Source organism: Guptibacillus algicola (genome assembly GCF_020171805.1).
Lineage (GTDB): Bacteria > Bacillota > Bacilli > Bacillales > Guptibacillaceae > Guptibacillus > Guptibacillus algicola.
On sequence record NZ_JAIVAF010000011.1, the window covers coordinates 1 to 16,412 of the forward strand.

19 protein-coding genes and 1 rRNA gene are annotated in these 16,412 nt (G+C 40.0%); 1 reads left to right on the top strand and 19 read right to left on the bottom strand.

Annotated features, from left to right (window positions below; translation table 11 throughout):
* Positions 1 to 202 precede the first annotated feature (202 nt).
* The 8 genes from LCM09_RS20110 to metG form a co-directional block, all read right to left on the bottom strand.
* Positions 203 to 385 carry a small, acid-soluble spore protein, alpha/beta type gene (locus tag LCM09_RS20110; RefSeq protein WP_224885480.1) on the bottom strand — a complete coding sequence of 61 codons (183 nt, stop codon included), beginning with the start codon at positions 383 to 385 and terminating at the stop codon, positions 203 to 205.
* A 145-nt stretch (positions 386 to 530) separates the two neighbouring features.
* Positions 531 to 788 carry a biofilm formation stimulator Veg gene (gene veg / locus LCM09_RS20115; protein ID WP_224885482.1) on the bottom strand — a complete coding sequence of 86 codons (258 nt, stop codon included), beginning with the start codon at positions 786 to 788 and terminating at the stop codon, positions 531 to 533.
* Positions 789 to 1,001: 213 nt separating this feature from the next.
* Entirely contained in the window at positions 1,002 to 1,880 is an 879-nt protein-coding gene (yabG, locus tag LCM09_RS20120; RefSeq protein ID WP_224885484.1) for a sporulation peptidase YabG, read from the bottom strand.
* A 154-nt stretch (positions 1,881 to 2,034) separates the two neighbouring features.
* Positions 2,035 to 2,913, bottom strand: coding sequence for a 16S rRNA (adenine(1518)-N(6)/adenine(1519)-N(6))-dimethyltransferase RsmA (rsmA, locus tag LCM09_RS20125; protein ID WP_224885485.1), 879 nt, complete (start codon positions 2,911 to 2,913; stop codon positions 2,035 to 2,037).
* The gene (gene rnmV, locus LCM09_RS20130; protein ID WP_224885486.1) at positions 2,910 to 3,467 is read right to left on the bottom strand and encodes a ribonuclease M5; all 558 of its coding nucleotides are present in this window, start codon (positions 3,465 to 3,467) and stop codon (positions 2,910 to 2,912) included. The genes rsmA and rnmV overlap by 4 nt, the downstream gene beginning before the upstream one ends.
* 152 nt (positions 3,468 to 3,619) lie before the next feature.
* Entirely contained in the window at positions 3,620 to 4,852 is a 1,233-nt protein-coding gene (locus LCM09_RS20135; RefSeq protein ID WP_224885487.1) for a G5 and 3D domain-containing protein, read from the bottom strand.
* Positions 4,853 to 5,059: 207 nt separating this feature from the next.
* On the bottom strand, positions 5,060 to 5,830 hold the full coding sequence (locus LCM09_RS20140) for a TatD family hydrolase (RefSeq protein ID WP_224885488.1): 771 nt from the start codon (positions 5,828 to 5,830) through the stop codon (positions 5,060 to 5,062).
* A 253-nt stretch (positions 5,831 to 6,083) separates the two neighbouring features.
* Complete coding sequence (gene metG, locus LCM09_RS20145; protein ID WP_224885489.1) at positions 6,084 to 8,024, bottom strand: methionine--tRNA ligase; 1,941 nt, start codon at positions 8,022 to 8,024, stop codon at positions 6,084 to 6,086.
* A 501-nt stretch (positions 8,025 to 8,525) separates the two neighbouring features.
* Between metG and abrB the strand changes: the two genes are divergently transcribed.
* The gene (abrB, locus tag LCM09_RS20150) at positions 8,526 to 8,801 is read left to right on the top strand and encodes a transition state genes transcriptional regulator AbrB (protein WP_224885490.1); all 276 of its coding nucleotides are present in this window, start codon (positions 8,526 to 8,528) and stop codon (positions 8,799 to 8,801) included.
* A 48-nt stretch (positions 8,802 to 8,849) separates the two neighbouring features.
* On the opposite strand, the gene rsmI is transcribed toward abrB, so the two are convergent.
* The 11 genes from rsmI to rrf form a co-directional block, all read right to left on the bottom strand.
* The gene (rsmI, locus tag LCM09_RS20155; protein WP_224885492.1) at positions 8,850 to 9,716 is read right to left on the bottom strand and encodes a 16S rRNA (cytidine(1402)-2'-O)-methyltransferase; all 867 of its coding nucleotides are present in this window, start codon (positions 9,714 to 9,716) and stop codon (positions 8,850 to 8,852) included.
* Positions 9,676 to 9,975 (bottom strand): GIY-YIG nuclease family protein, encoded by a 300-nt coding sequence (locus LCM09_RS20160; RefSeq protein ID WP_224885494.1) that lies wholly within the window; start codon positions 9,973 to 9,975, stop codon positions 9,676 to 9,678. The genes rsmI and LCM09_RS20160 overlap by 41 nt, the downstream gene beginning before the upstream one ends.
* Positions 9,965 to 10,702, bottom strand: coding sequence for a tRNA1(Val) (adenine(37)-N6)-methyltransferase (locus tag LCM09_RS20165; RefSeq protein WP_224885504.1), 738 nt, complete (start codon positions 10,700 to 10,702; stop codon positions 9,965 to 9,967). The genes LCM09_RS20160 and LCM09_RS20165 overlap by 11 nt, the downstream gene beginning before the upstream one ends.
* Positions 10,703 to 10,781: 79 nt before the next feature.
* Positions 10,782 to 11,126: a DNA replication initiation control protein YabA gene (yabA, locus tag LCM09_RS20170; RefSeq protein WP_224885496.1), complete on the bottom strand. Its 345-nt coding sequence runs from the start codon at positions 11,124 to 11,126 to the stop codon at positions 10,782 to 10,784.
* Between the two features lie 16 nt (positions 11,127 to 11,142).
* Positions 11,143 to 11,970: a PSP1 domain-containing protein gene (locus LCM09_RS20175; protein ID WP_224885498.1), complete on the bottom strand. Its 828-nt coding sequence runs from the start codon at positions 11,968 to 11,970 to the stop codon at positions 11,143 to 11,145.
* Between the two features lie 4 nt (positions 11,971 to 11,974).
* Positions 11,975 to 12,961 (bottom strand): DNA polymerase III subunit delta', encoded by a 987-nt coding sequence (gene holB / locus LCM09_RS20180; protein WP_224885499.1) that lies wholly within the window; start codon positions 12,959 to 12,961, stop codon positions 11,975 to 11,977.
* A gap of 27 nt (positions 12,962 to 12,988) precedes the next feature.
* Positions 12,989 to 13,318 carry a cyclic di-AMP receptor DarA gene (gene darA / locus LCM09_RS20185; protein WP_224885500.1) on the bottom strand — a complete coding sequence of 110 codons (330 nt, stop codon included), beginning with the start codon at positions 13,316 to 13,318 and terminating at the stop codon, positions 12,989 to 12,991.
* 35 nt (positions 13,319 to 13,353) lie between these two features.
* The gene (gene tmk / locus LCM09_RS20190; RefSeq protein ID WP_224885501.1) at positions 13,354 to 13,995 is read right to left on the bottom strand and encodes a dTMP kinase; all 642 of its coding nucleotides are present in this window, start codon (positions 13,993 to 13,995) and stop codon (positions 13,354 to 13,356) included.
* 4 nt (positions 13,996 to 13,999) lie between these two features.
* Positions 14,000 to 15,439 (bottom strand): aminotransferase class I/II-fold pyridoxal phosphate-dependent enzyme, encoded by a 1,440-nt coding sequence (locus LCM09_RS20195; RefSeq protein WP_224885502.1) that lies wholly within the window; start codon positions 15,437 to 15,439, stop codon positions 14,000 to 14,002.
* 148 nt (positions 15,440 to 15,587) lie between these two features.
* Complete coding sequence (locus LCM09_RS20200) at positions 15,588 to 15,785, bottom strand: sigma factor G inhibitor Gin (protein ID WP_224885503.1); 198 nt, start codon at positions 15,783 to 15,785, stop codon at positions 15,588 to 15,590.
* Positions 15,786 to 16,303: 518 nt separating this feature from the next.
* Positions 16,304 to 16,412, bottom strand: a 5S ribosomal RNA gene (gene rrf, locus LCM09_RS20205); the annotation flags it as partial.

A 16,412-nucleotide genomic window follows, 5' to 3' on the forward strand; every position in this document is an offset into this window, starting at 1 on the left:
GTTTCTGCGAGTTGCAGCTAGACACCGAAAAGCGGAAGAGGCCATTTAAATACGTAGGAAGTTGGAGGAATGTAGAATGAGACGCTTTTTGTCTCAATCTACATTCCGAAACTGACGGAGTATTTGGCCACTGGAGCTGGACATCACGAATAGCAGAAACAAAAAAACCCCGGCACTCGGCCAGGGTCCCTCGTCACAGGGTTCAGTGTTTTTGTTGGTTTGCAAGTTGTTCTTGTGCCATCTCAATAGCACGCTTCACGATGTTACCTGCATCGCGAGCTTTAATTCCTCCCCAACCTTCTTTCTGAACCGTATCATAAAAACCAAGCTCTTTCGCAATTTCTTCCTTCAGATGGTCTGACATGATTCCTTTATGTCTGCCCATGCGAATTCAGCTCCTTTCAATCCTGTGACACTCTTAGTGTTAGAATCAAAAGAAGTTGCTATCCCTTAAATATGTATCCAGTAATGGGAAGCATTGCAACGAATAGCTCGTTTAAAAAGCAAAAAAAGCAGTTAGACCAATCGCCTTAACCGCTTACTGCTGCTTGTTCTTCGTTAAATGTTAACTGTACTGTTTCGGTCAGTACGTCCGTGTAGCTGTAAGAGACACGTTCAAATGCATTGGTGTCCTGGTCAAGCTTAACAATGAACACTGCCGGGTAGGTTTCTTCAAGGATGCCTGAACGTTGAATAGTCTTCCTGCGACCTCCGTTTGCCTTCAAGGTCAACCGTTTGCCAACTTGGGATTGTAACGTTTGTTTGATCTCTACGATCGATTTTGCCATAGAACATCCACCTCACTTAGACAAATTATAACATCTTTTGCGCCGTTTTGTCAAATAAAACTTAAATTATAACAACCAATGAAAAACTATGTCAATTGTTATTTCTCAAAGATGTATAAATTTAGTCTTCGCAAGTTTGTCGAAAAATATGTGAACTCGCTTAAAATTCCTCTAAAAAGCGGTTGAAGGATGGCGAGATCACCATCCTTCAACCTATTCTGAATATTCCTCGTGGTCTTTCATCGGCATCCCTGTTCTAAGAATTCCTTTTGTCTCCACGCCTCCAAGCCCATCTTCACCAGTTAACGTATTTCGTAAAGCATCCCAAACGTTTACATGATCTGTAAACGATGTTAAAGCGATTTTTGAAACAATAAAAACAGGATCCAACATATGAATATTAATTCTCGCAGGAGAGCTCGCGAAGTTAGCACCAGCACGAATTAAGGATTCAAAATGGGACTGACAAGCCCCAGCAAAGATAACTAAGTGATCTAGGTTTGGAAAAACACTTCTTACTTCTTTTACAGCGCGAACAAAATACCGTGAATTGCGATAAGACTGTAAGTCCTTTTTCTCACCTTTGTGCTTACTATATGCGTCGTGTCCTGTAATTACCAAAATATCAGGTCTCACATTATTAACGAGCTTTATTATTTTTTCAGGGATTTCACTTTCCTTCATATAAATCCCATAGACAGGTACACCAAGCCGCTTATACATTTCGAGACATTTATTTAAATATAATGCATCTCCATCTATATGAAGAATTTTTCCAGGTATCTCGAAAAAACTTGTTTCTTTTTTGAAATGGTTTGTAGCTGTATACTCTCTTTTCATTCGTAGTAACTGGTAATCTTGGCGAAACAAACGAAACGAATAATCCTCCTTTTCTTTTATTTGTTCTCTCCTTGTCTTATGTTCCGTTGTATCGATCAGCACAAGGTCATCAACTGGCGAGTCTGCGATCAGTCTCATATCTTCCCCAACTAGCTCAACCATTTGAGTTGACTCATTTACCTTTGTGATCCTGAAAATTAAATCACAGCCATATGAACGCCTGGCTACGATATCTCCTTCTTTCATTGTCATTGTCTTCCCCCCAGGCCGCTTTACCTCTTTGCATAATGCATCACTCTTTTTTTACTATATGAAAGCATCGTAAAAAGATGAACTTGGGCGAACAGCTTAGGACAGCTAGAACGTTTTGAAACCAAAAAAAAAGAGACACCTCTTTTGAAGTGTCTTAGTCTTTTATCCGAGTATAAAAAGCGTTACTTAGCTTTGCAAACTCCTCCATGGAGAGTGTTTCACCACGTCTTTTACCATCGATTTTTGTTTCTTGTAATACTTCTTCGATTACAATTTTTTTATCTTTACCTAATAAATTATTTTGCAGGTTATTCAATAATGTCTTCCGCCTTTGACCAAAGCTTGCTCGAATAACTTCAAAGAAGTACTTCTCACTATGCAAATCAACAGGGGGCTCACTCCTGAGCTCTAAATGTAAGACAGAAGAGTCTACGTTAGGCTGTGGGACAAAAACGGTTTTAGGTACTGTAAGAGCCGTTCTAGCTTCAGCATAATATTGTACTGCTAGTGAGAGCGAACCATAGTTTTTTGATCCTGGGCTAGCAGCAATCCGTTCAGCAACTTCTTTTTGGATCATGACTACTATACCTCGGACAGGAAGCTTCTCCTCTAAAAGCTTCATTAATATTGGTGTCGTTACATAATAAGGAAGGTTCGCAACGACCATTAGATCTTGTCCCTTTTCAAATTCCTCTTCGATCACCTGATGGACATTAGCTTCGAGAACATCTGTGTGACGAACTTTAACATGAGGATATGGTGACAGGGTGTCTTTTAGAATCGGTAAAAGTCTTTGATCAATTTCAAAAGCCACGACTTTATTTGCTTGTTTCGCCAATTTCTCCGTTAACGCACCAATACCAGGACCAATTTCAATAGCACCTGATTCAGGCGTAAGTTTTGCTTGATCAACAATCTTAGTAAGGACATTTGAGTCGATCAAGAAATTTTGTCCTAAACTCTTTTTAAATTTAAATCCGTATTTATCCAATATTTCTTTCGTTCTCACAGGTGTTGATATTTCTTTACTCATTCTTGTTCCTCCTGTAATACTTCTTCAAATGCGAGTATAAACTCTTCTTTTGTTATTTGAAACATTTGTAGCCTTTTATAGAGTTGCTTTCCATTCATATAGCCCATTTGAAGCTTTTCACCCAATGCCTGCCTTCTCGCCTTAGCGTTTGGACCTACTACTAGACCGGCATCGATTAGATCTTCCCATTCGATTAAGATATCTGGTGCATCAAATTCTTCTCTTACCGTAAGAATGGCATCTCGAATCGCTTCATTTGATGCGTGTTCGATCCCAACCTTTTTCCCATTAGCAGAAATAGCATATTTTTTGTTTAAGAAGGCATGTTTACAGGAAGGGAGACGCTGGCTAATAATTTGTCTTATTCGCGTTCCTGGGTAATCAGGATCCGTGAAAATAATAACGCCTCTTTTTTTGGCAGCCAGCTCGATTCTTTTGAGCGTTTCCTCACTTACTTCAGAGCCATTCGTTTCTAATGTATCTGCATCTACTGCTCGTTTAACAGCTAGTGAGTCATTTTTTCCTTCTACTATAATGATCTCTTTAACTTTCACACTACGTCCTCCAGAAATGAAACCTTATCGATTGTTAAATCGTCTATATAGATAGCTATAGTTTGGCCATCGAAGTAGTTTATTTTTCATATAAAAAACACAGAGAGAGAAAGATTCCCCCTCTGTGTTACTAGCATATCATATATCTTACCCTAATTTAGAATCGTAATTTTCACAGACTTTCGTCCCCATGAATAGGCTGCTGATTTTGATGAAAAGAAAACATCGATCTTATTCCCTTTGATCGCACCACCAGTATCAGCTGCAATAGCTGTTCCGTATCCTTCAACGTGTACCTTAGATCCTAGCGGAATCACACTCGGGTCAACCGCAATTACTTTTGCTCCAGGGTTAGACTTCAAATTGAAACCTGTAGCCGTAATTCCTGAGCACCCAGTACAATTTGCTGTGTAAGCGGTACTTGATACATATAAGACCTTCCCGCTAGAAGACTTGGATGAAGAAGTTGATTTTTTCTTAGGAGTAGATGCAACCGTTTTTTTCTTAGATGCTGTCTGCTTAATAACCTGTGTGCCTACAGCAACGATGCGATCACTACTTTCTTCAACAACTTCTGTTTTGACTAGTTCTCTTGAGACTTCCTTTCCATTCTCAAGAACAACTTCATAATGCTTTTGTTCTTTACCTTTTTTGCCTGAGTTAACAATCTTTTCTTTGCCTTTTTGCATGGAGCTATCTTTTTTCGTAACCGTCGCATAATCAATTGATTCTTCCACTACATCGGTGACTTTTTCTACTCTCACCACGTTAACATCAGAGCCTGATTTAAGTTTCGTATCTTTACCTGGCTCAACGCGATCGAGTTTTCCGAGTTCAATATCCTGCTGTTCTAAAAAGTCAGCGACCGTAGTCGAAGTGGTCCAAACATCCGTTTGTTTCCCGCCGTCATTAACATTTACTTTGAATGCCTCAGTTATCGAAATTTCCATATCTTCCTTAAGCTCACTATCCATAGAAACTGAGAGCTGATCATGTTCGGTCAAGTTAATATTCTCATCAGCTAATAATTCCTTAACTGTTTCTTTCGTTGACCAAACACGTTCCTCTTTACCATTCACCTTTACAGTCACTTCCATAGCAGGCTTCCAAATGATTCTGCTCCCTGCATTTAACTCAGCTGTAAGCTCACGGTTTACGTAATCGTGTTCTCCTACCTCAACTTCTTGTTCTTTTAATAGATCGCCAACCGTACTAGCATGTGTTTTAACAGGCTTCTCTTCCCCATCCAGGACCAGTGTTACAGAAGCTTTTGTAGTTTCAAACACGATAAAGCCGGAGACTAAACCCAGTACAACTACGCTTAATAGCGCCATAAAAATTTTCTTCCCGCTCTTTGCGGAAAAATTTTGCATGTTGGTTTTCATTGTTATAGAGTCCTCCTAGAACCGCCTTTATTTTATGAAGAAAAGCTTCTAACAATCTCACACAAGTCCCACAACTTGCAAGTTTGATAGAATCGGTATCTATTATTGCAAGTAAAGAGATTAACTAATGAACAAGGTACTATATATGACACTCATTCTAACCTGTAAAAAACCTAGCTTAACTTATCATCTTTTTGACAGTTTCTTTTAACGTTTTATTCCAAATAACCGCATGGCATTGTCGAAAGTTGCATTTGCTAATTCGTCGTATTCCATTTCTTTCAGATTAGCAACCTGTTCAGCTACTAATTTTACATACGATGGCTCGTTTCGCTTCCCTCTAAATGGGTGAGGTGCAAGAAATGGACAATCTGTCTCAACAAGCAGTCGATCGATTGGAACTACTTTCGCTACCTCCTTAGGTAGCTTCGCATTTTTGAAAGTGACTGGGCCGCCTAGAGAAATATAGAAGTTCATATCCAAACATTCATTTGCTTCTTCAACGGTTCCAGCAAAGCAGTGCATAATGCCGCCAACTTCAGAAGCACCTTCTTCTTTAAGAAGATCGATGACATCTCTCGTCGCTTCACGGTTATGTATAATGATCGGTAGGTCTACCTTCTTCGCAAGTTGTATTTGCTTTCTAAATACTTCTTTTTGTATGTCGTGTGGTGACTTGTCCCAGTGGTAATCAAGCCCCATCTCTCCTAAAGCAACAACCTTCGGATGCTTTGCAAGCTCTTCAATCCACGCTAGATCTTCATCCGTCATATCGATAGCATCTACTGGATGCCATCCTACAGCGGCATAAAGAAAGTCATACTCTTCAACAAGCTTCATAGCGTTCGTAATGGTTTCGTGGTCAAAACCAACGACAATCATCTTACTTACACCAGCTTCTCGAGCGCGATCAATAACCTCTACTTTGTCCTCGGAAAATTGTTCAACATTCAAGTGGGTGTGCGTGTCGAATAGCATGACAAAACTCCTTTTTCCATTTAGTACGAAGCAAGTGTAACAAATGTACTAGTTTTTTTCTAATGCTAAACAGTTTCAATTCAATTACAATTTCGTTACAAAGAACGATTTACACCAAAATATATTGTTAAGTTAAAACTATTTTTGGTCATTAAAAAGGAATTGTTCGTAGGAAAAGAGAACTAGTTCAAGGAATATATTGTGATAGTAAAAGTAAAAAAGACCCGGTCTAAAAGACCGAGTCTTACTACATTTACTTAATTTGCGTTCCGTTAGGTAAACTTTCAGCAATTGTTGAGAGTTTAAGTTCACCATCATGTTCACCAGCAAGAATCATTCCTTCTGACAGTTCTCCTCTTAACTTTACAGGTTTAAGATTAGAGACGCATACGACTTTTTTACCAATTAGTTCTTCTGGCTTGTAGTGTTTTGCTATACCAGAAACAACTTGTCTCGTTTCATATCCAAGGTCTAGCTGCAACTTAAGAAGTTTATTAGCTTTTTTGACTGGTTCAGCTTCTAGTACTTGCGCAACACGAAGGTCAACCTTAGTGAAGTCTTCAATCGTAATTTCTTCAAGGTCAGGTTTTTCAACGGCTGGGGCTTCCTCAACCTTGTTTCCACCCATCTCTTTAACAATATGCGCGACTTCTTCATCTCGATCGAGGCGAGGGAATAATGGTGCATCTTTTTGTACCTTAGTGCCACCATAACCGTTCTTAAACTTCAGAGATTCCCAGCTCGTGCGTTCTCCTTCTCCAATGCCGAGTTGAGTCCAAATTTTCTTTGGAGTCTGAGTTAAGAATGGCTGAAGCATAATCCCTACCTGTCTTAATGATTCAGCAAGGTGAACCATAACCGCTCCAAGCTTCTCCTTGTTTGCATCATCTTTGGCAAGGATCCATGGTTGAGTTTCATCAATATACTTATTCGTACGACTGATTAGCTGCCAAATAGAAGCTAACGCTACAGAAAACTCCATGTTATCAAGGGATTCTTCAACCTTTTCTACCGTTTTCTCAACAAGCTCTACAAGGTTGTCATCGAATTCAGTTACTGAACCTCTGTATGTTGGAACTTCTCCATCGAAATATTTATCAATCATTGCGACAGTACGATTTAAGAGGTTACCCAAATCATTTGCTAGGTCATGATTAATACGCTCTACAAAGCTTTCAGGAGTAAATACACCGTCTGAACCGAAAGGAACTTCACGTAATAAGTAATAACGGAGAGCATCAAGACCATAACGATCGATAAGAGTAACTGGGTCAACCACATTGCCCTTAGACTTAGACATTTTTCCGTCTTTCATTAGAAGCCATCCATGTGCAAATACCTTTTTCGGTAAAGGAAGTTCTAAGGACATGAGCATGATTGGCCAATAGATCGTATGGAAACGCACGATTTCCTTTCCTACTAGATGCACATCCGCTGGCCAGAACTTGTTGTATAACTCATCGTCATCTGTTCCATACCCAAGGGAGGTGATATAATTCGACAACGCATCGATCCAAACATAAATAACGTGCTTCGGATCACCTGGGACTTTGACACCCCAGTTAAATGAAGTTCTTGAAACAGCTAGATCTTCGAGTCCAGGTTTAATGAAATTATTGACCATTTCGTTTTTCCGTGACTCAGGCTGAATAAATTCAGGATTATCTTCGTAAAATTTCAGAAGACGATCAGCATACTTACCCATCTTAAAGAAATAAGATTCTTCTTTAACCTTCTCAACTTCTCTACCACAGTCTGGACACTTGCCGTTTTCTAGCTGACGTTCCGTAAAGAAGGACTCACAAGGGGTACAATACCAACCTTCATACTCATCAAGGTAGATATCCCCTTTCTCGTACATCTTTTGAAAGATCTTTTCGACAACCTTCTCGTGTCTATCTTCAGTTGTACGGATAAAGTCATCATAGCTGATGTCTAATTTGTCCCAAAGCTCTTTGATACCAGAGACGATATCATCCACATATTTTTGTGGAGTAACACCTTGCTCTAAAGCTTTCTTTTGAATCTTTTGCCCATGTTCGTCTGTTCCTGTGAGATATTGAACTTCAAACCCTCTCAGGCGCTTGTACCTTGCCATTGCGTCTCCCGCTACTGTTGTATACGCATGACCTATATGCAATTTACCGCTCGGGTAATAGATCGGGGTCGTAATGTAGAACGTTTTGTCACCCATGTCGTTTTCCTCCTTGAATCATACAGTTCTCTTCACCTGTCGTCGCTGTTTTGTAAATAAAACTTTTATACTCCGTAGAGGGCTAAAAAGCCCCCGTCCACACGGGACGAGAGCACTCAAAACTCTCTTCTTCACGTTAAAGCAACATCAAAGCTAAAGTTATGTCGATGATGGCCACTAGTAGTGCTTCTTCATCAAAATATACCTAATTTAAGGAAGAAATGCAAGAATGTCAATTAAGTGTTGGTAGAATCGACAAAACGTCTATTTTGTCGAAGGATTTCCGAAAAATATGTCGAAACTTCATATCATGAGAGGTTCATATTTTCAGAGATTTGGTCTTACAAAAGCCGAAAAACACCTTCACATTAGGAAATATTTACCCTTTGAAAAGGATTGACGGTTATGGGAAACACTGGTATTATATAATTCATAAACAGAGAATTTTGTCGAATCTTGACTTATTTAATAAAAAAATTGGGAATAGGGGAGAAATGTATCATGAAATCTACTGGAATTGTACGTAAAGTTGACGAACTAGGCCGCGTTGTAATCCCGATCGAATTGCGTCGTACACTAGGCATCGCTGAGAAGGATGCTCTTGAAATTTATGTGGATGACGACCGCATCGTACTTAAGAAATACAAACCTAACATGACTTGTCAGGTTACTGGTGAAGTTTCCGACGACAACCTTGCTATCGGTAACGGGAAAATCGTTCTAAGTCGTGAAGGTGCAGAACAAGTACTTGAAGAAATCCAAAAAGCTCTAAAATAATATGAAAAAGCTCCTGCGATGCAGGAGCTTTTATTTTGGTATACCTTTTTAGTCTACGTGATAAGCTTGATAGACATCACGTTTCGGTATATTACGGTCTTTTGAAACGAGCTTTATCGCTTCTTTGCTCTTTGTTCCTTCATTAATATAATGAGTCACATGTTCTTCTAATGAATACCCTTCCCACCATGCTTCTGTAGTATGATCTTCTCCAGTCCCACCTTCTACAATAACGCAGAATTCGCCTCTAATATTCGAATCCTCACACCACGTTAATACTTCTTCAGCTGTTCCTCTTATGAACTCTTCATAACGCTTTGAAAGTTCTCTCGCTATAACAACTTTACGGTTACCAAGAACCTCCACGACTGCCTTGATCATTTCCTTTAATCGGTGAGGAGCTTCGTAAAACAAGATGGGTGACGTAATACTCTCTAACTGTTCTAACTCGTTCTTTCTTTCTTTTTTCTGTCTTGAAAGAAAACCATAATAATAAAAATGTTGTGTTGGTAAACCAGAAGCGATTAAAGCCGTCGTAGCAGCATTCGCCCCAGGTAGCGGAATGACAGGTATCTCTCCTGCAACACACTCACAGACGAGTTCGTAACCAGGATCAGATATAGCTGGCATACCAGCATCACTAACTAGAGCGATGCTCTCTCCGCTTCGTAATTTCTCAATCAACTTTGGTCCGCTCGTATCTTTATTATGCTCATGATAGCTCGTAAGTGTCGTTTCAATTTCAAAGTGATTCGTTAACTTCTTCGATTGTCTCGTGTCCTCAGCTGCAATGAGATCGACTTCTTTCAAAATCTTTACCGCTCGAAACGTCATATCATCTAAATTCCCTATGGGAGTTGGGACAAGATATAGTTTACCTGTTTCGCTTTCCTTGTAACTTTGTTGGCTCCACATGCTCGAACACTTCCTTTTCTATCAAAGACATTTTCTGGGCTCGGCTTAATTGTTTAATGCGATACTCTTCTTGAAGAGCCTGTCGCTTCGTTTTGTATGTTGCTTGATAAACGAGGGAAAAAGGACCTCTTCCCCGCGTATATTTAGCACCTTTTCCTCGTTCGTGCTGTCCGATACGGTGAGATAAATCAGTTGTATACCCAGTGTAAAAACTATCGTCCTTGCACCTCAACATATACACGATATGCTCAGAGCTCATTGTAAACTGCTTTCATTTCACTAGTATAAGTACCGTTATCTTCGTAAACGACAAAAGGGGGAAGTACTTTCAGATCAGGTTTTCCATCCTTGATTCCTTCTATTAATAAAACATTAGCTTCTTTGTTTGCCTTTGGATAGACAAGCTGCATTCGCTTTGGTTCAACCCTATATTTTCTCATCAACGTCATGATATCCAGGAGCCTTTCTGGACGGTGAACGAGAGACACCTTGCCTCCCTGTTTGACCAGGCTACTACATGACTGGATAACATCATCTAACGTACACAGTACCTCATGTCTTGCTATCGTTAAATGCTCATTTAAGTTCCGTTGCTCATTTCGCTTACTTTTAAAATATGGAGGATTACAGGTTACTGCATCATATGATTCTCGCTTCAGCTCTGTTGGCAGATGCTTAAGATCTCCATTGTATAACGTGATTTGATCACTTAAATCATTTAACTCTACACTACGTTTCCCCATATCATAAAGTCTCTCTTGAATCTCTAAGCCGTCGATCGCAACCTTGCTTTTCCTTGATAACAATATTGGGATAATTCCATTACCTGAACACAGATCAACGGTTTTGCCCCGTGTAATAGGTACCCAGGCAAAATGAGCAAGCAGGATTGCATCTAGTGAAAATGAAAAGACGTTTGGACTTTGAATAATACTCAGTTCATTTTCTACGATATAATCCAGACGTTCATCTTCATATAATTCCATCATGGTGTTCTCCTAACTCATTAGTATTTCGAAATAACGTCTAAAAAAAGGTCTTTCCAACTAAGGAAAGACCATACCACTACTTTTTATTTAAGAACGATAGACAGAAGAGACAATCTCCCTCCGTTCGAATACTCCCGTAGTGAAGGTTGCAAATATGAAAGCCTTCTTGGTATAACCGAGCTAAGTTATCATAGCCCTCACCAACTTCAGGTTTTCCTTTTTTCTTTCTGCCTGATGACTTACCTCCCGGCTCAGAAGTCTGCTCTAACCGCTCTCGCAAGTGGTGATTCTCAATTTCGAGATGGTGATTTTCTTCTAGCATAGCTGCTAGGTGTTCCTTTAAATCGCCGAGTTGTTTATATAAGTCACCAATCTGTTCCTCCATTGAGCTTACTCGTGAAAAAACTTCTTTTTTCTCCACTTCCGTTCCACCTCAATCACTCTGTGGCTTGCGTAGATACTGCGCCGTCTTGTATTAATTCGTCTAATGTATATTCCGTTACTCGATTAAGTTCAAATAACTCTACCTGCACAAGTCGTTCAAGTATATTCAACCCTACAACTTTGCCTTTACCTTGACCGGTGTTAATTGTCTTACCAACGTCAGGAAGTTCTTTCTTGCCCGTTTCATATTCATCATTCTCATACTTCAAGCAGCACATCAGGCGTCCGCATAGGCCTGAGATTTTTGCTGGATTTAATGAGAGATTCTGATCTTTCGCCATTTTGATGGAAACCGGTTCAAAGTCCCCAAGCCATGTTGAGCAGCATAGCATCCTGCCACATGGACCGATCCCACCAAGCATTTTCGCTTCGTCTCTTACACCAATTTGGCGAAGTTCAATTCTTGTTCTGAATATTGAAGCAAGACCTTTAACAAGATCACGGAAGTCAACTCTTCCGTCAGCTGTGAAATAGAATATGATTTTGTTTCGATCAAATGTATATTCGACATCAACAAGCTTCATATCAAGCTTGTACTCTTCAATTTTAGAGCCACATACTTCGAATGCTTCTTCTGCAGCAATCTTATTATCTTCAACCGCTAGACGATCTTTCTCATCCGCGATACGTAACACTTTCTTAAGAGGAAGAACAACATCTTCTTCATCAACTTTCTTATTTGCTATTACTACTTTTCCGAATTCGACTCCTCTGGCAGTCTCTACAATTACGAATTCTTTATTGGAGACCTGGAGGTTATTCGGGTCAAAGTAATAGATTTTCCCCGCTTTTTTAAAGCGTACTCCGACTACTTCATACACAAACTTATCCCTCCCGTAACCTGAGCACTAACTGTTCCATTACAAACTGCGGGTTTGTATTGGCGCTCAGACGTCTTTTGGCATCAAGTATCGCCATCATATGCTCGCTTATTCGCTTCCTTGGGAATTGAAGGGCATAACGTTCGAGCTTATCTTTATGATCTGCATAGACAATCCGTTCATCTTGCAGTTGTATCTTCATTAAATCCTTGTACCAGAACAGCATAAGGTTTAGCCCCATGTCTTGCTGTGACTTATCCTTAAAATGTGAGAGCCACTTATCATGAATTGTTAGAAAAACTTGATGAGGCCGTTCCTTTAACTCTTCAGTCAATTGTATCACTATCGCTCTCGCCTGTGCAAACCAGTCATCGGTTGCAAGTTCTATTGCTTTTCCTTTATCGTTCGTTAATTGTGAAGCTAGTTTTGCGAGCTGAGTAGAAATTCCTTCGCTAACTAGTTCTTCTTCAACTTTGCTAACCGACAAAGGTCGAAACGTCAGTACCTGGCATCTTGAATAGATCGTTGGCAGAATATGCTGCTTTTGTTCAGTTAATAGAATTGCCATCGTCATTTTACCAGGTTCCTCTAAAAACTTCAGCAAGCTATTTGCCGCTTGTGTCGTCATTCTATCTGAATAATTAAGGATATAAACCTTTTTATTTGATTCAACACCTAAATATGAAAATTCTTTTTGAAGTTTACGGATTTGATCTATTTTAATCGATTGTCCATCAGGCTCAACTAGATGTAAATCTGGATGGTTTCCTGAATCGACTCGCTTACAATCTTTACAGGTCTGGCAAGGATCAATCCCTGTTCTTTGTTGGCAAAAGTACGTTTTTGCCATGTGCACAGCAATATCCTTTTTACCCGTACCAGCTCCCCCATCGAAAAGGTATGCATGAGAAAGCCTATCCTTTTTAAAGCTATTCATTACCATTCGTACAACAGTCGGTTGTCGCTCTTCTAATTTCTTCCAATCGGTCATTTCAATCACTCATTCCAAACGCTCATTTTAGAAATGGTGGAACGCTTCTACAGGTAATACAAATACAGTAGCGCCTCCAACAGATACTTCAACTGGATAAGGCACATAAGAATCTGCATTCCCACCCATCGGAGAAACAGGTGCCACCATCTGATCTCTGCTCTGACAATTATCCTTAATGATATCAAGAAGTTTCTGCACTCTGTGGTCTTCAGTTCCTATTAGGAAAGTTGTATTACCTGCTCGTAAAAATCCACCGGTTGTCGCAAGCTTGGTCGCCTGAAAATTGTGGTCGACCAGGGCATTCGATAACCGATTACTATCTTTATCCTGAACGACTGCCATCACTAACTTCATGATTATCCCTCCTCGGGCGGCGAGCATGCACCCCGTTATTTAGTGTTCTTACAATAGTTATCCCACAAAGCTACAAAATCCTCTTTTATTACGTGAAAAATCTCATCTGCTCGATTATCGCCATTCACAAGCGTTATTCTCTCTTGATCGTGATGATAGAGTTCAAGAAACGCCTGACGTACTTTTTCATGATATTCTGTACCTTTTTGCTCAATACGATCCAGTTGGTTCCTTGCTACCATACGTTTTTTACCAATTTCTACTGAAAGATCGATCATATAGCTTCGGTCTGGCGTTAACCCTCCTGTAGCAAATTCGTTGATTGACTTAATCGATTCAACACTTAAACCAAGCCCTACACCTTGATAAGCGATCGATGCATCAACGAAACGGTCACATAAGACAACATAGCCTTTCTTTAGTGCTGGGATGATTTTCTCTTTAACGTGTTGAGATCGTGAAGCTGCGTACAAGAGTACTTCTGTTTCATCGACCATTTCAGCATGCGCAGGATCTAAAATAAGTGACCTGATCTTATCACTTATCGCAGTTCCTCCTGGTTCTCTTGTATGGATAAAAGGAATGTTCTTTTCATGTAAATACTCGGAAAGCTTGTGAACCTGCGTGGACTTACCTGCTCCATCAGGTCCTTCAAACGTAATAAATAATCCTCTCAATGCCTTACTCCTCTTCTACTGCAGTTGTAATATCATTCCCAACCATCCCTTGCACGTGCCCACCTTCACTGAGCACGCTCTGTAAGAACATCACATGTTGACCTGTAAATCGTTCGCCAGGCATAACCACTGGAATTCCTGGGGGATATGGGGTGATTGCTTTTGCACATATTAGCCCTACTACATCATTTATATCTTTCTCTCGTTTGTTCATTTTCTCCAATTCCTGAAAAGAATAAGCGGGAGATGTTAATTCTTCATCTATTTCTATATTATTGTAGGAAACTACGGGGTTTTTATAAGACTTGTTCGCAATTTCCTTGAATACTCGAATCGTTTTTTCGTATTCCTTTTGCTTTGATGCAAGTGGAAGAACGAGAAGAACGTTTAGTGAATCTGCTAACTCTGGAAAAATTCCCTCTTGCTCTAACTCCTCAGCTAATTGGAAACCTGTTAAACCCTTAACTTGAATCGTTACTTTCAATGGGTCAATGTCAATGATTCCCTTATTAGACTTACATATTACACTAACTCCCTTTATAAGACCTAGTTCAGTTTTAAAATGATTGATCTTAGAAGTTATTAAATCTAGTTTTTCATCCTCTAATGAAGAAAGATAGTACCTCGCTAAATCAAGGGAAGCCATAATCGGGTAAGATGGACTACTAGATTGAAGCATTTGTAGGTAGTCATTAACCTTTAACGCATATGCTTCATTCACGATATGCAAATACGCGCCCATCGTCATAGCGGGAAGGGTCTTATGAGCAGAGTGAACGACAAGGTCTGCACCATATTCGATCGAACTATTTGGGAAAAATCGAGATTTTCCAAAGTGTGCACCATGCGCTTCATCTACGATAACAGTTATATGATGCTGATGAGCAAGAGTAATTAACTTCTCTATATCAATCGACATCCCATAATAATTTGGATAAGTTAATACTAGCGTCTTTGCCTCTGGATACATCTCAATTGCTTCTCTAAGACGATCAATCGTCACTCCAGTCGCAACCTGACTCTTATTTTCAGTGTCAGGTGCAATGAAGACAGGCTTTGCTTTTGTTAACCTTAACCCATTTATTATAGACTTGTGACAGTTTTTTTGAACGAGAACGGTATCGCCTTCCTGACACGCCGCCATCATCATCGCTAGATTTCCTGCAGTTGATCCACCAACTAAGAACCTTGTTTGCGCAGTGCCATAAAGCTCGGAAGCTAATTCTTCTGCTTCTTTTATCACGCCATACGCATCGTGCAGATCATCAAGTCCTGTAAGCTCTGTTGCATCGATCGACATGACATGCTTAAATAACTCCTCAGCATGTCCAATACCTGGAATAACGCTTCCACTTTTATGCCCTGGCACGTGGTAGGAAATCGGATTGTTCTTGCGCCAATCCGTTAGTGCTTCTAGTAACGGTACTCTATTTTGGTCTCTCATTTATCCCACTTCTATCTATTAAAATATATGTGCCCATATACTATTATTCTATCATTATCTAGCAAGCACGAGAAGTAAGGGCAGAAGGATAACGGGCGTATGTACAGCTTTCACGCAAAAAAAAAGACAGCCAATGATAGCTATCCCGTTATGCTAAACGACTAAGTCGTAATTTACGGAGTTTTTCTAAGTAATACTGATAGTTTGCATGACTTGTATCTGTTTCAATAACCTTCCTCTCACAGTCATAACAGATAAAACGCTCGCAAATATGAATACCCTTTGTACACCTTTCCTCACAAACAAGACAGATTTCTCCAGAACTCTGTCTTACCGATTTCTCCATCGTCCCACCTCCATGATAAAAGCTTTGCCCAGATATATGAGATTTATACATTACTGTTATCACTTCTCAGCAGGAATATTAGGTTTCTCTCTAAGGATATGTTACTGCTGCCTATCCCGTGTCTGTCTTATGGTAAAAGGTATGAAAAAAAGCTTGTAGAGAGTGGATATCAGCGAGTTTGATGGAGTTATCAGCGGAAATGGCTTTATATCAGCGCTTTTTTGATTTATATCAGCGAAAAGGGCACTTTTATCGGCGATTTTACGTTTTTATCAGCGAAGCGTTGTTTGTAACGATTAGTTTGTTAAAAGCACATTCAGATAATACCTCTCGATCTGGGCGATATCCGCTATATTTTTGGTATATCCGCGCTTTTCAATTTATATCCGCGAAATCGGGGCATTTATCCGCGTTTCTGAGAATATATCCGCGAAACCCTAAATCAAGACGCCTGTTGACTCAACCCCGGATTCAGACAACATAAAAAAGCCAGAGCTCTATGCTCTGACTTCTCACTTGCCTAGCGACGTCCTACTCTTGCAGGGGGAGAGCCCCCAACTACCATCGGCGCTGAAGAGCTTAACTTCCGTGTTCGGCATGGGAACGGGTGTGACCTCTTCGCCTTCA

Bases quoted from the DNA above. Each gene is read 5' to 3' on its own strand.
- LCM09_RS20195 (WP_224885502.1), bottom strand. From the start codon at position 15,439: ATGAGAGACCAAAATAGAGTACCGTTACTAGAAGCACTAACGGATTGG.
- yabG (WP_224885484.1), bottom strand. From the start codon at position 1,880: ATGACAATGAAAGAAGGAGATATCGTAGCCAGGCGTTCATATGGCTGT.
- LCM09_RS20140 (WP_224885488.1), bottom strand. From the start codon at position 5,830: ATGCTATTCGACACGCACACCCACTTGAATGTTGAACAATTTTCCGAG.
- veg (WP_224885482.1), bottom strand. From the start codon at position 788: ATGGCAAAATCGATCGTAGAGATCAAACAAACGTTACAATCCCAAGTT.
- darA (WP_224885500.1), bottom strand. From the start codon at position 13,318: ATGAAGTTAGTGATGGCAGTCGTTCAGGATAAAGATAGTAATCGGTTA.
- abrB (WP_224885490.1), top strand. From the start codon at position 8,526: ATGAAATCTACTGGAATTGTACGTAAAGTTGACGAACTAGGCCGCGTT.
- LCM09_RS20160 (WP_224885494.1), bottom strand. From the start codon at position 9,975: ATGAGCTCTGAGCATATCGTGTATATGTTGAGGTGCAAGGACGATAGT.
- LCM09_RS20200 (WP_224885503.1), bottom strand. From the start codon at position 15,785: ATGGAGAAATCGGTAAGACAGAGTTCTGGAGAAATCTGTCTTGTTTGT.
- LCM09_RS20165 (WP_224885504.1), bottom strand. From the start codon at position 10,702: ATGGAATTATATGAAGATGAACGTCTGGATTATATCGTAGAAAATGAA.
- rsmI (WP_224885492.1), bottom strand. From the start codon at position 9,716: ATGTGGAGCCAACAAAGTTACAAGGAAAGCGAAACAGGTAAACTATAT.
- LCM09_RS20135 (WP_224885487.1), bottom strand. From the start codon at position 4,852: ATGAAAACCAACATGCAAAATTTTTCCGCAAAGAGCGGGAAGAAAATT.
- metG (WP_224885489.1), bottom strand. From the start codon at position 8,024: ATGGGTGACAAAACGTTCTACATTACGACCCCGATCTATTACCCGAGC.
- LCM09_RS20110 (WP_224885480.1), bottom strand. From the start codon at position 385: ATGGGCAGACATAAAGGAATCATGTCAGACCATCTGAAGGAAGAAATT.
- holB (WP_224885499.1), bottom strand. From the start codon at position 12,961: ATGACCGATTGGAAGAAATTAGAAGAGCGACAACCGACTGTTGTACGA.
- rsmA (WP_224885485.1), bottom strand. From the start codon at position 2,913: ATGAGTAAAGAAATATCAACACCTGTGAGAACGAAAGAAATATTGGAT.